The 13,236-nt window shown below is 71.2% G+C and carries 9 protein-coding genes; all 9 read right to left on the reverse strand.

The window, feature by feature from the left end:
* Positions 1-2 precede the first annotated feature (2 nt).
* Positions 3-2,177, reverse strand: a complete 2,175-nt coding sequence (locus ACFYP0_RS05545; RefSeq protein ID WP_091399730.1) for a peptidase domain-containing ABC transporter — start codon at positions 2,175-2,177, stop codon at positions 3-5.
* Positions 2,174-2,668: a hypothetical protein gene (locus tag ACFYP0_RS05550; RefSeq protein WP_386994548.1), complete on the reverse strand. Its 495-nt coding sequence runs from the start codon at positions 2,666-2,668 to the stop codon at positions 2,174-2,176. The genes ACFYP0_RS05545 and ACFYP0_RS05550 overlap by 4 nt, the downstream gene beginning before the upstream one ends.
* Positions 2,661-5,990, reverse strand: a complete 3,330-nt coding sequence (locus tag ACFYP0_RS05555) for a type 2 lanthipeptide synthetase LanM family protein (RefSeq protein WP_386994550.1) — start codon at positions 5,988-5,990, stop codon at positions 2,661-2,663. Before ACFYP0_RS05555 ends, ACFYP0_RS05550 begins: the two co-directional genes overlap by 8 nt.
* Positions 5,991-6,083: 93 nt before the next feature.
* Positions 6,084-6,362, reverse strand: coding sequence for a mersacidin/lichenicidin family type 2 lantibiotic (locus ACFYP0_RS05560; protein WP_091399738.1), 279 nt, complete (start codon positions 6,360-6,362; stop codon positions 6,084-6,086).
* An 88-nt stretch (positions 6,363-6,450) separates the two neighbouring features.
* The gene (locus ACFYP0_RS05565) at positions 6,451-6,702 is read right to left on the reverse strand and encodes a mersacidin/lichenicidin family type 2 lantibiotic (RefSeq protein ID WP_112603060.1); all 252 of its coding nucleotides are present in this window, start codon (positions 6,700-6,702) and stop codon (positions 6,451-6,453) included.
* A gap of 70 nt (positions 6,703-6,772) precedes the next feature.
* Positions 6,773-10,090 (reverse strand): type 2 lanthipeptide synthetase LanM family protein, encoded by a 3,318-nt coding sequence (locus ACFYP0_RS05570; protein WP_386994552.1) that lies wholly within the window; start codon positions 10,088-10,090, stop codon positions 6,773-6,775.
* 33 nt (positions 10,091-10,123) lie between these two features.
* Positions 10,124-10,948 carry an AfsR/SARP family transcriptional regulator gene (locus ACFYP0_RS05575; RefSeq protein ID WP_124857092.1) on the reverse strand — a complete coding sequence of 275 codons (825 nt, stop codon included), beginning with the start codon at positions 10,946-10,948 and terminating at the stop codon, positions 10,124-10,126.
* 311 nt (positions 10,949-11,259) lie between these two features.
* Positions 11,260-11,889, reverse strand: coding sequence for a VOC family protein (locus ACFYP0_RS05580; protein WP_112588769.1), 630 nt, complete (start codon positions 11,887-11,889; stop codon positions 11,260-11,262).
* A gap of 65 nt (positions 11,890-11,954) precedes the next feature.
* Positions 11,955-13,145 (reverse strand): MFS transporter, encoded by a 1,191-nt coding sequence (locus tag ACFYP0_RS05585; RefSeq protein WP_386994555.1) that lies wholly within the window; start codon positions 13,143-13,145, stop codon positions 11,955-11,957.
* Positions 13,146-13,236 lie beyond the last annotated feature (91 nt).

A 13,236-nucleotide genomic window follows, 5' to 3' on the forward strand; every position in this document is an offset into this window, starting at 1 on the left:
GGCTACAGCGGCCGGGCCGTCTGGAGCTGGTCGCGGATCAGCGCCTCGTAGTAGCGCCCGTGCGCGATCAGCTCGTCGTGCGTGCCCTGCTCCACCAGGGAACCCTCCTCCATCACACCGATCAGGTCCGCGTTGAGCACGGTGCTCAACCGGTGCGCGATGACGATCCTGGTGCACGACAGCGCCGAGAGGACCTCGTCCACGCGACGCTCGGTGACCACGTCCAGGTGGCTGGTCGCCTCGTCGAGCAGCAGCAGCGGCGGGTTGTGCACGAGGGCGCGGGCGAGGGCCAGCCGTTGCCGCTGGCCGCCGGAGAGCCCTCCGCCGCCCTCGGTGAGTCGGGTCTCGTACGCCATCGGCATCGCCATGATCTCGTCGTGGATCTGCGCGCGCTCGGCGGCGAGGACGACCTCGTCGTAGGTCGCCGACGGATGCCCGAGGGAGATGTTGTCGCGGACGGACCCGGCGAACAGGGCAGGCTCCTGGGTGACCATGCCACACCAGCGGCGCAGCTCGCGGAAGTCGAGGTCCTGGAGCAGACGCCCGTCGAATCGGACCTCGCCCTCACTGGGCACGTACAGCCCGATGATGGTCTTGGCGAGCGTCGTCTTGCCCGATCCGGTCCGCCCGACAAGCGCCACCTTCGCGCCGGGCGGGATGGTCAGGTCGACGCCGCGTACGGCCCAGGCGGCGTTGGCGCTGTAGCGCATGCCGACCCCGGTCAGCGTCACCTGCCCGGAGATGCGGCCCGGTGGCTGGGACGTGGACCGGTCCTGCTCGGCGGCCTCGTCCATCACGTCCCGGATCCGTTCCAGGTGGGTGCCGACCGTCTGTAGTTGACGGGCTGTATTGACCAGGCCCATCAGCGGGGTGAGCACGGCTGCGGCGAGGGCGTTGAGCGCCAGCATGGTGCCCAGTGACATCGCACCGGCGACGACCTGGTGCGCGCCGACCCACAGCAGGAGCAGCGGCGACCCCATCCGGAACACCCCGAGCGTCGCCTCCAACCCGGTCTCCAGCTGACGGCGGTGCAGCGAGGCGAACTGCCGCGTCTGGAACAGCCCGGACCAGCGACCGAGGACCTGCTGCTCGGCGCCCATCGCCTTCACCGTCTCGGCGCCGGCCAGCACCTCGACCGCGTAGTTCTGCTCCTCGGCCTGGGCGGCGATGTCCCGGTGCGTGCGCTCCCGCATGGCCCGGTACGTCGCCACGATCGCGCCGAGTTGCAGCAGACCCAGGCCCAGCACCAGCCAGGCGTAGAGCGGTGTGAACGCCAGGAGCATGCCGATGTAGACGACGACGAACAGGCCGTCGAGGACGAGGGACATCGTCTGGCTGGTGACCAGGTCGCGGATGACGGTGTTGCTGGACATCCGCATCAGCAGGTCGCCGCTGCTGCGCAGTTGGAAGTAGGAGTACGGCAGGGCGAGCAGGTGGTCGAAGAAGCGCCGCATCATGGTGTCGTCCATGCGCGCGTGCAACACGTTGAGAGCGGCACCTCGGGCGTAGGTGCCCACCCCCTGGGTGGCCAACAGCAGGAGCATGCCCAGGCCAAGGACGGTCAGGGCGTCGACCTGCCCCTTTCCGATCACCGTGTCGACCGCGAACTTGGTGATCAGTGCGGGCAGCAGCACCGCCAGTTGGAGCAGCAGCGAGACGACCAGGACCAGGCCGAGCAATGGACGGGAGAAGGTCAGCATGCTGCGGGCGAACCGCAGCGAGGCCAGCCGTCCCGGGCTGGGGCGTCGTTCGAACTCCTCGCCCGGGGTGAGCTCGATGGCGATGCCGGTGAATCCCTCGCCGAACTCCTCGCGGCTCATCCGCCGCCGGCCCATCCCCGGGTCGACGACGACGGCACCGCGTCGGTCCCACCGCTCCAGCACCAGATAGTGCCGGAAGTTCCAGTGCACGATCGCCGGCAACCGCAACTGCGGCAGTCCGTCGAGGTCGACGCTGACACCTCGGGCCCGCATCCCCGTCCGGCGGGCGAGTTGGGTCATCTGCAACGCCGTGGCCCCGTCGCGGCCGATGCCCAACTGCTCCCGACACTCGGCGACAGAGGTCCACCGCCGGTAGGAGCTGAAGACCATGGCCAGGCACGCGGCACCGCATTCGGTGGCGCTCATCTGGAGCATGATCGGCACCCGGCGACGCGGTCGCAGCCAGCTCATCGTCATCGGAGGACCCCCTCAACGCCCGGCACCAGCTCCAGCAGGGTGGGGTTGGCGACCACGAGACTGAGCCGGCCGAAGCTCTCCTTCGCGTCTCCGGCGAGCCAGACGATGGTGATCGGCCGGGGCACCTCCGCCGGGATGTTCCAGCGCCGATCGGCGGTGTCGTCGACGACCTCGGCCCGGACGACCCGCAGGGTCGCCCGGCCACCCTCCTGCACGAGGGTGACCTCCGTGCCCGGCGCCGGCTGCGGATTGAGGCGCCCGGCGAACATGGAGACCAGATTCGGCCCGTCGGCACCGATCACGGCACCGTCGGCCGTCCGCGGCACCCGCATGACCGCCGCGAAGCCCACGCCGATCAGCAGCAGCACGGCGAGCGCGACCAGCGGCCGTCGTGAGGACCGGATCGGGCTCCGCCCCTGACCGTCGTGCACGCCACCTCGGTAGGTCGCCAACGCCTGCGGCCGGTACGGCCAGACCTGCTGCTCAGCCACGCGGGTCACCGCCCACCGCCGGTACCGGAGGCTCGACCAGCAGGATCGACGGAACCCGCTCCGGCAAGGCCAGGCGCAGCAGGTTGTAGCCGATGCCGGCGATGCCGCTCATCAGGCCGGGAGTCTCCGCACCGAGCGGAACCCCACACAGCCAGCCGTCCCGGTCGATGTAGTCCAGGATGCTGGCGGCCACCAGCTCGGCCTGCCGGGCGGCGTCCTCGTCGCCACGGACCCGTGCGGCGGCCAGCAGGGCCTCGACGTTACCGAGGTCGCCGTGACAGATGCTGTGGTTGCCGGTGCCCGTGATGACCTCGCCGGTCAGGCCGAACCGCAGCATGCCGGTGCTGGCGTCGGAAAGGTCGCGATCGAGCAGTTCGTGGTCGTCGACGTAGCCGGCCAGGTCGGCGCGGGCGAGCGCGATACCGGGCCCGCCGTGGCACCAGGCGACCATGGAGTACCGCTCCGGCGTGGTGTCGCGCAGGTCGAGCCAGCACATGTGTTCCGGGTCGAAGGCCGAGCGTTCGTAGCGCATCGCTCCCTCGACCAGCGGCAGATGGTCGCGGTTGCCGAGGGCCCGGTCCAGCCGGGCCAGGGCGACCGCGATGCCGGACCCCCCGTGCGAGAAACCCGCCAGCGGCCGACTCGGGTTCACCGCGCCCGCCCAGCCGATCCCGTCGCCGGCCGGCTCGGCCTTGTCCCTCAGGGTCCGGGCGAACGTGCGGGCGGCGTCGAGGACCGGCTCCGACGGCCGCGCCGCGTGCAGCGCCAGCAGCGCGAGGATCGCTCCGGCCGCGCCACTGATCACGTCGTACGCCTCGTCCTGCGGCGCGAGGTGCAGCAGGACGGGCACGATGCGTCCGGCGGCGTCCAACAGGTCGTCGCGCTGCCACAGGGCGCCCAGGTGACTCAACGCGTACAGCGGTCCGCCCAGCTCGTTGAAGGCGCCGACGGTGAAGTTCTCCAGGCTCTCCGTCGGCGTTTCGTCGAGCAGGTCGATCTGACGTACCAGCATGCCGGCGGCGACCTCGGCGGCGCTGCGGAAGCGCTGCTCGCCGCTGACCTCGCCGAGGTAGCCGAGGAACATCGCGATCCCGGACAACCCGCTGTAGAGGTCGATCCCGACCGGGCCCAGCTGCCAGATCTTGTCGGCCACCAGGGTGTGCCCGAGCCAGGCGATCGAGTCCTCGCCGGTGTCGGCCGACAGCAGCAGTCGGTCGCCGGCGGCGCACGCGGCGGCGACGAACCGGTCCACGTCGGCGGGAACGGTGGCGGCGGTGACCTGGTACTCCGACCACTGCCCTTGACTCTCCACGCCCATCGTCAGCGCCGCGAGCGAGCTGCGCAGGATCCAGGTCTGCTGGGCCAGGTGCGTTTCGGAGAGGGCGTCGATGCGCTGCCGCGACCGCTCCAGACCGCTGGTGGGCAGCACCCCGGCGACCACCGAGCCGTCTCCGGCGACGAAGTCGTGCGACGCGGGCGTCGTGCTGAAGAAGGGGATGTCGCCGCGGCTCAGCTGTGCCTGCTCGGCGGTGGCGATCCGGGCCTCGGCGCCGGGCCACTCCTCCTGCAACCAGAGGAAGCTGAAGAACCGCTCCCGGTCCAGCGCGTTGCGCAGCAGATCGGGGTGGCGGCTCTCCTGCAGCAGCTTGCCGTAGGTGCGGGTGGCGCGCAGGATCACGCGTACCTCGTCACCGGCGAACGCGGCCACCGGCCCGTCCGGTGCCAGCAGTTCGTCGCGGTGGCGGTGCAGCAGCCGGTAGGTCTGTTCGAACCCGGCCATGATGTCGGCGCTGAAGTCGAGGGTGTGGTGTGCCGCGTCGCTCAGGCTGGGAAGGTTCTGCCCGCCGCCCATCTCGATCCGTTTGCGGACCAGGCGCATCTCGTCGGTGCCGGACTCCTCCCAGGTGGCGACCGGGGTGGGCGTGAGCTGCCCGGCTGTGCCGGCCAGGCCGCTGAAGTCGACGCCGCCGACGCCGTCGTCGTCCTGGTAGATGATGGGCCGGGGCAGGAGCCCGACCTCCAGGACCGACTCCCGCATCGTCCGGAACGACTCCGCCGAGACGCCGATCTGCTGGTCCGTCTGCTCGCCCTGCGGGTGGAAGAGGGCTTCCAGGTCGACCAGCATCGGGTGCTCGCCGACGGCGATGATGTTCTCCAGGTGGAAGTCGACGGCCGCGAGGCTGTGCAGCAATGCCAGGTAGCTGCCCTGCCGGGTGTAGAAACGGCGCAGCGCGTCGTGATCGGCGCAGGGCCCGGCGGTGACGAACTCCGACCAGCCGTAGTCGCCGCGGTCGAGCACCCACATGGTGCGCAGCGACGGTTGCGCGCCGCGGGTGTTGAGCCAGTCCAGCAGTTGCTGGAAGTGCAGCTCGACCTGCAGTCCTCGGGGCTTGTAGACGGCGCGTGCGCCGTTGGCGAAGCGGACGAACCCGACCGAGCGGCCACCGCGGTGTGAGTCACCGGCGCCGAACGACACCTCCGTCACGCTGCCCAGCTCCGCCGGGTCCCCCAGCCGGGCGGTCAGGGCGGTGGCGTCCGCGGTGAGGCGCTGGGCGAACTCGATCCGGGCGTCCACCCAGTTGTCGATGAGGATGGTCGCGTCCCGGGCCAGCACCGGGTACTCCATCAGGACGTCGAGTGTGTACTTCGGGTCGCGCAGCCGCCGGGCGAAGTCCTGGAAGCGCTGCTGCGAGGTCTCCCCCTCCAACTGCCCCTGCAACCGCAGGACGTTGAGTTCCAGCACGAGCACCCGACCGACGAGCAGGTTGATCGCCCCGTAGGGCGGCTCGCAGAGTTGGTCGGCGAGCAGGTCGGCATCGAGGTGTGGGCCCGGCGTTTCGGCGCAGGCCGCATGCACCGCCTCGCGTACCCGACGGACGCCGTCGTCCACCAGCGGGCGCACCAGCTCGACGAACGCGGCGTGCGGGTGCGGCTCGTGGTGGTGGTCATGGTCGTGCCCGTGGTGGTCGTTGTCAGCGGTCTCGCCCGGCCGGTGGTTGCGCCATGCGCGCTCGATGGTGCGCACGTAGTCCGGGATGTCGGCGAACCTGCTGCGGACCGTCTCCGGCGTCTCGCCGAGCACTCTGGTCAGGGTGGGCTCGTCGTCGAGGTCGAGGGCGTCGAGCCAGCTCTCGAACAGGTCCGTGTCACCGGCGAAGACCGGTTCGTTCTTCCACCGATCGAGCCGGAGCCGCCCCCGGTCCTCGTCCACCGAGCCGGTCGGCGCCGCGCCGCCGAGCCTTTCCGGCAGGGAGTACGCCAGGTACCAGCAGGGGTTCGAAACGTCCACCGGGTCGTGGCCGGGCAGGTGCGACTGCGTCATCGGGGGTGCTCTCTCTCGCGCAGCGGTCGGGTCTCGCGGGGGACGGTGCCCGGACACCTCAGATGTCCGGGCACCGCCGGTGGAGCGGGTGGATCAGGCGGTGCACAGACCGCAGGTCGACTGCGTCTGGCAGGTGCCACAGGTGGTTCCGCCGCACGTCGCGCCACAGGAACCGCACGGGGTTTCGCGAGCGGTGAAGCCGCCGCAGCAGCCGAGGGTCCACAGGCCCTCGGTGCGCGCACCGGCGATGTGCGCCAGGACGTCGTCACCGAGTTCGACCACGCCGCAGGGGTGCTCCGGCAGCGCCGCCAACTGCTCGGCGGAAAGGCTCGCCCGGTACTCGGGGTCCTTCCAGGCTTGCACGATGTTCATTAAGGGCTCTCCTCAGGGAATTCGGGGTGTACCGGCGAGGAAACGCGCCCGTGCGGGACGGTTCGGGTTCCCCGCCGAGGTGGATCGGTCAGCCGCAACAGCCGGCGGTGAACGCCGCGCAGGTGCCGTTGCAGAAGGTGCCGTTGAAGGAGAAGCAGCCGGCGGCCCCGGTGACCACGGTGATCGTGGGAGTCGGGGTCCACGTGCCGCCGTCGGCGCCGTCGAGCTCCTGGTCGTTCAGCTCGACGAAGCCGGCCGGGTTCGCCGGCAGGCTGGCCCGGTCCTCGGCGCTGAGGGACGCCCGGTAGACCGGGTCCTTCCACGCCCTGATGTAGTCCATGTGAAACTCCCATCTATAGGTGGTGACGCGATACGTGGATGGACCTCCACGGCGGAACCGTAGGACCGCGCTATGGCAGATCGATGGCACCGCGATGGTCGGTCGGCGGCTCCAGCAGCAGCACCGACGGCACACCCGCCGGATCGGCCCACCGCAGGAGCGCGTAGCCGATGCCGGCCAGGCCGCTCATCAGCCCCGGTGTCTCCACCCCCCGTGGCACGCCGCACCGCCAGTCACGGTTCTCAATGTCCGCGACGGCGGTCGCCCCGATCGCGGCGGCGCGCTGGACCGCCTCGTCGTCCCCGAGGGCTCGGGCGGCGGCCAGTGCGGCCTCGGCGTTGCCGAGGTCCCCGTGGCAGATCGAGTGGTTGTGCAGCAGGTTGCTCGGCTTGAGGGTCGCCGTCAGCGCACGCCGCAGGTCGTCGCGCAGCAGCGCGTCGTCGGTGGCGTAGCCCAGGAGCTCGGCGCGTGCCATCGCGACCCCGGCCGCGCCGTGGCACCAGGCGACCATGGAGTCGCCCTCCGGCGTGTCCGGGCGTAGGTCGCGCCAGTTGCCGGTCGCCTCGTCGTAGACCGTGCGTTCGTAGCGCAGCGCCGCGTCCACCGTGTCGCGATGCTCGCGCTTCCCGGTGTACCGGTCCCATCGGGCCAGGGCGGTCGCGATACCGGACGCGCCGTGGGAGAAGCCGGCCAGCGGCGTGTCCGCGTAGAGGGTGCCGGACCAGCCGACCCCGTCGCCGACCGGCTGCGCGCCGCTGAGCGTGTGCCGGGCCAGCGTCCGGGCGCCGTCGAGCACGCTGGGGTCCGCGGTGACCCGGTGCAGCGACAGCAGGGCCAGCAGCCCACCGGAGCTGCCGTTGATGATGTCGTACTCGCGGCTTTCGGTGGCGTGCGTGACCATCGACGCGGCCAGGCCCACGGCGGTGTCGACCAGGTCGGCGCGGTCCAGGACAGCGGTGAGGTGGCTCAGGGCGTACACCGACCCGCCCAGGTGGTCGAAGCCGCCGACGCCCGCGGTCGCGGTCGGGCCGGCGAGCCAGCTCCGCGCCTCGCGGAGCATCATCGTGGCGGCCCGGTCGGCGGCCTGCCGGTAGACGGTGTCGCCGGTGACGTCCGCCAGCCGGGCGAGAAACAGGGCTATGCCGCTGATGCCGTTGTAGAGGTCCATGGCGCTCGGGCCGAGCATCCACACCTTGTCGGCGATCAGGCTCAGGCCCAGCCAGCAGATTCGGTCGTCCTCGGTGAGCGCGGTCGCCAGCAACCGATCCCCGATGATGCGCGCCGCGTCGACGAAGCGCTCGGGTGCGACCGTGGCGGGGGCAACAGGCGAGTGCACGACCTTCGCGGGTACGACCGGCGGCGGCAGGACCACCGCGCCCGGGCGGCTCGGTGGACGCCACCGCGACGGGTCTCCCATGATCAGCGCGGTGAGCGAGGCTTCGATGATCCAGCTCTGCTGGGCCAGGTGGTCTTCGGACATGCCCACCAGTCGGTCGCGGACCGCGTCCAGGCCGGTCTTTCGCAGTGCCCCCGGCACCACGGTGCCGTCGCCACCGGTGAGGTCCGTCGACGACGGTGTGGTCACGAAGATCGGCACGTCGCCGGCGTACATCTGGGCCAGTTCCGCGGCGATGAGGAGGTCGCGGTCCTCGCGGTGCTCGTGCCCGGCCCACAGGTTCTCGAAGTACCGGTCCCGGTCCGACGCGTCACGCAGCAGGTCCGGGTGCTGCGCCTCGGCGAGCAGCCGGACGTACGACTCGGTGGCGCGCAGGACCACCCGCACCTCGTCGTGCGCGAACGCGGCCAACGGGCCGGACGGCCCCAGCAACTCGTCCCGGTGTCGCAGCAGGATCCGGTAGAGCGTGCGGTATCCGTCGCCGATCTCGGGCGCGAACTCCGTCACGTCCAGACGCTGCTCGCCCAGGGTGGGCAGGTTCCCCGAACCGGGGAGCGGGACCCGCCGCCGATCCAGGCGCATCTCGTCGGTGCCGAACCCGTCCCAGACCGTGACCGGCCGGGCGGTCAACTGCCCACCGGCCCCGGACATCCCGCTCATGTCGAACTGGTTGACCTGGTTGCCCTCGGTCCAGATCACAGGTGCCGGCAGCAGCCCCACCGTGACGACGGACCTGCTCATCAACCCGACCCCGGCGCTCTGCAGGTAGCCCGCCTGGTCGCCGATCGGCCGCTCCCACTGCCAGTTGTGCAGCATCGCCTCCAGATCGATGAGCATCGGATGCTCACCGGAGGCGATCACATTTTCCTGATGGAAATCCGTCGCACCGAGGGCCTGCAACAGGGCCAGCAGCGCGCCCTGCCGCCGATGGAACCGGCCGAGGGCGTCGCGGTCGGCGCAGGGTCCACTCTCGACGAACTCGGTCCACCCGTACACCTCGCGGTCGACGACCCAGAACGTCCGCAGCGCGGGGTGCGCGCCGCGCTCGTTGAGCCAGGCCAGCAGGTGTTGGAAGTGGCCGTCGACCTGGAGGCGCCGGGGCTTGTACATCACCCGCTCGCCGGTCGCGAAGCGGACGACCGCCACCGAGCGACCGCCCCGGTGGTTGTCCCCCGCCCCGAAGCTCACCTCGGCCAGGTCGCCGAGCGAGTCCGGCCCGCCGCACCGGTCGGACAGCTCCGCGTGGTCGGCGACTACGCGCTCGGCGAACTCCAGCCGGCTGGCCTCCCAGTTGTCGACGACCCGCACCAGATCCCGGGCCAGCACCGGATATTCGCGCAGCAGGCGCAACGCGTGCTGCGGCTGCTCCAACCGGTGGAGGAAGTCGTGGAAGCGCTCGTGCGGGCTGCTCCCGGACAGCTCGCCCCGGATCCGCAGCACGTTGAGTTCCAGCGCCATCGTCCGGGCCACCAGCATGTTGACGGTGTCGACCGGCCCCGGGCCCAACCGCGTGGTCAGCGCCTCGGCGGAGAGGTGGGGGTGGCCGTCGACCAGCGCCGCCACCCGCGCGCCCAACCGTTCGAGTGCGGCGGCGATCAGTGGCCCGACGAGCACCGCGAATCCCGCGCCGTCATCGTGTCCGGCCGCGCCGTGGCCAGGCGCCACAGTGGCGGCCGGTTGCCGCCGCGCGGCCTCGACCAGCCGACGGGCGTAATCCGGTGCCGTGTCGAACCGGGCCCGAACGGTCTCGGGCTGCTCGCCCAGGACCCGGATCAGACCAGCCTCGTCGAGCCCGTGCTGGGCCAGCCGCTGCGCGATCAGGTCGGGCCGCCTCGCGTGGACCGGCTCGTCCAGCCACATCTTCAGCCGGATCCGGCCGAGATCCTCGTCGACGGGGCCGGTCGGCACCGCGCCGGTCAGCCGCTCCCGCAGGGAGTGACCCAGAAACCATCCGGCGTCCCCCGGCTGCACCGGGGCAAGGCCGTCGTCCATCTGTTCCGCCTCACCGCGCGGCATCGCCGCGCATCACGTGGTGGTGGCCGCCCGTGCCCGGGCGGGTCCTTCGGGAAAACGGCCCGACACCCAGGGCGGGCCCAGGTCGCCGCGCAACATCGAGGTGTACGCCGCGAGCAGCGCCGGGGTCGGCTCGACGCCCAACTCGGTCGCCAGACGGGTACGGAAGGCGCCGAACACGTCCATCGCCTCGCTCTGCCTGCCGGTCTGGTACAGGGCGGTCATCAGCATGATCGCCAGCCGTTCCCGCAGGGGATACTCCGCCTGCAAGGCGATGAGCGCGGGGATCGCCCGGTGGCAGTCGCCCAGCCGCAGGTGCAGTTCCAGCCGGTGTTCCAGGCAGACGATGCGGCGTTCGAGCAGGTGTTGCCGACGGCTCTCCGCGTACGGACCGGTCAGGCCCGCCAACGGCTCGCCCGCCCAGCTCTGTTCGGCCTCGGCCAGTAGCGCCGCGGCCCCGGCGAGGTCGCCGGCCGTCTCGGCGGCAGCCGCCCGCTCAACCGCCTCGTCGAAGTCCGCGACGTCGGTACGGGCCGAACCGAGACGCAGCCGGTAGCCGATGCGGGAACTGTCGATCGCGGGACCGTCGTGGCCGACGCACGCCGCCTCGAGAGTGCGTCGCAGCCGATAGATGTACGGCGGGATCAGCTTCGTGCCGGTCGGCGGGGCCTGGCCGCCCCAGACTCCCTGCAGGATCGACGCCGGTGTGACCACGCGGTTCGCGTTGAACAGCAGGATCGCGAAGACCGCCTGTTGCCGGACGGGCCCGAGGTCGAGCCACTCTCTGCCGACCTCGGCGTGCAGCGGGCCGAGGGCGAGAAACCGTACCCGCGTCACGGCATCGCACCGCCCGCACCAGGACTCGTCATCGAGGTCTCCTCCCTACCGGCGGCCGGGGGACCGCACACAGGCGACGAGGCACGGCACGCACCTGGGTCGGCGCTGAATCCGGCGGTGCCGCACGGATCGAAGATCATCGTGTCCAGGGGATGGTAGGACGGTCGGCGTACAACTCGCGTACATCGCCCGTACGAACAGCGCCCAGCGGACAGCGACGCGCACTCCGAAACGGAAACGGTGCTGCCGGTGAGTCATCAGGTGACTCACCGGCAGCACGTCGATCAGCTGGTCTTACGCGTGGGCGTAGCTCACTCGGGCGGCTTGGCCCCCGACTGTTCGCTGACCATGTACGCCGCGTACCAGTCGGGCCAGTTGTCGTCATGCTCGCCCGTACGTTTCTCGTGTTCGCCGTGCGCGGCGGCCGCGCGTCGAAGCGCGCTCGCCAGGTCGCTCGTGGAGCCGAACGACGTGAGGCCGCCCTCGATGCGTCCGGGAAGCCTGGTGGTGATCTCCTGCATCAGCCAGGTGTTGCCGTCCGGGTCGCGCAGCGTGGCGCGCGAGAAGTAGCTGCGCCGCTGCGGGTCCGGCCCGTCGACCGGGCCGTCCGGGCTGACGTGGAAGACGTCGCCGACTTCGACGCCGGCGGCGGCGAGGGTGTCGTGGGCCGCCTCGATGTCGGAGACGATCAGGTACGCCATGGCCGAGCCGGGTGCCGCCGACGTCAGCCCGGGGCCGAACTGTACGGAACACGCGGAGCCGTGCGGCGTCAACTGGACGATGCCGGGAGGGGTCTGGTCGAGCCGCCACCCGAGCCGTTCGTAGAACGCCTTCGCCCGGTCGACGTCCGACACCGGGATGACGATCACCTCAAGCTTGACGTCCAGGCTCTCGATCCGCGACGTCGCACTCGCGTCGCCCTGGGCCACCTTCGGGCTCATCGCCGCCCCCCTTCCTGATCACCACGCTACTGCTTGAGTCCCTGCTCGGCGCCGGCTTCCCGGCATCAGCCCGACGCCATCCGGGTTGCCCTGCGCACCCCCAACAGGGCGACCAGGGCGAGGAGGATGACGGCGACGGAGTACTCGTCGGCGGTCCTCGGCAGGCCGCCGGCGTAGACCACGAGGAAGCCGGCGATCACGGTGGGGAGACCGAAGCCGACGTAGCAGACGACGTAGAGCACGGACAGCACGCTGGAGCGTTGGTGCGCCTCGACCAGCGGCATGACTGTCTTGAGGCTGCCCTGGAAGCCGCTGCCGAAGCCGACGCCCCCGAGCGCGAGGCCGGCGAAGAAGACCGGGATGGACTGCGCCATGACCGCCACCAACGTGACGATCATCCCCAGGATGAGCGCGACGATTCCGGTCAGGATCACGGTCCGCGCGGCGGTGTTGCGCTGTACCAGCACGGCGATCGACCCGAAGACGGCGAAGACGAAGAGGACCAGACCGCCGATCACGATCGACGTGTTCATGAGGCTGCGGATCAGCGCCGGGCCGAGCGCGCCGAAGAACCCGGCCAGCGCCCAGACCGCGAAGAGCACCGGGATGACCACCAGGACCGGTTGGCGCACCGAGCGGGGCAGCGTGATGTCCGGCCGCAGGCTGCCTCGGGCCCCGGCCATCGGTGTGACCGTCTCCGGCATCAGCGCGACCCCGACGGCCTGGATCAGCAGGATCACGAGCAGCACGAGGTACACCAGTCGCGTCGGCGCGGGCAGGAACTGGATGAGCAGCGCCGAGAGCAGGGCGCCGCTTCCGGTTCCGATGCCGGGGGCGATCGAGTTCGCGAGCGTGCCCCGGGCCCGGTCGATGTCCAGCATGGCGGCGCCCACCGCGCCGGTGGCGGCGCCTGCTGCCAGCCCCTGCACGAGGCGGGCGACCAGCAGGGCCGCAACGCCGTTGGCGAAGATGAAGACGACCAACGCGAGCATCTGCACCGCGATCGCCACGGCCAGCACCGGCCGCCGACCGACGTGGTCGGACAACTTGCCGAACGTGAGCAGCGACGCCAGCACCGCGAGGGCGTAGACGGCGAACACCACGGTGGTGGTGACCGGCGAGAAGTGCCAGCGTTCCTGGTACACACCGTAGAGCGGGGTCGGGGCCGCCGACGCGGCCAGGAACGACACCAGGATCGACGCCAGCAGCACCAGGGAGACCGTCGGTGTGAGTCGGGCCCGCCCGGCGATAGGCATGTCGGTGCTCCTCGGCTGCGTGAAAGCGGTCAGCCTGGGCGTTCCGCCGGCCCTCGGGGCCACGGCGGCCTACCCGGTTGGCGCCGGCACA

This window comes from Micromonospora arida (assembly GCF_042873195.1).
Lineage (GTDB): Bacteria > Actinomycetota > Actinomycetes > Mycobacteriales > Micromonosporaceae > Micromonospora > Micromonospora arida.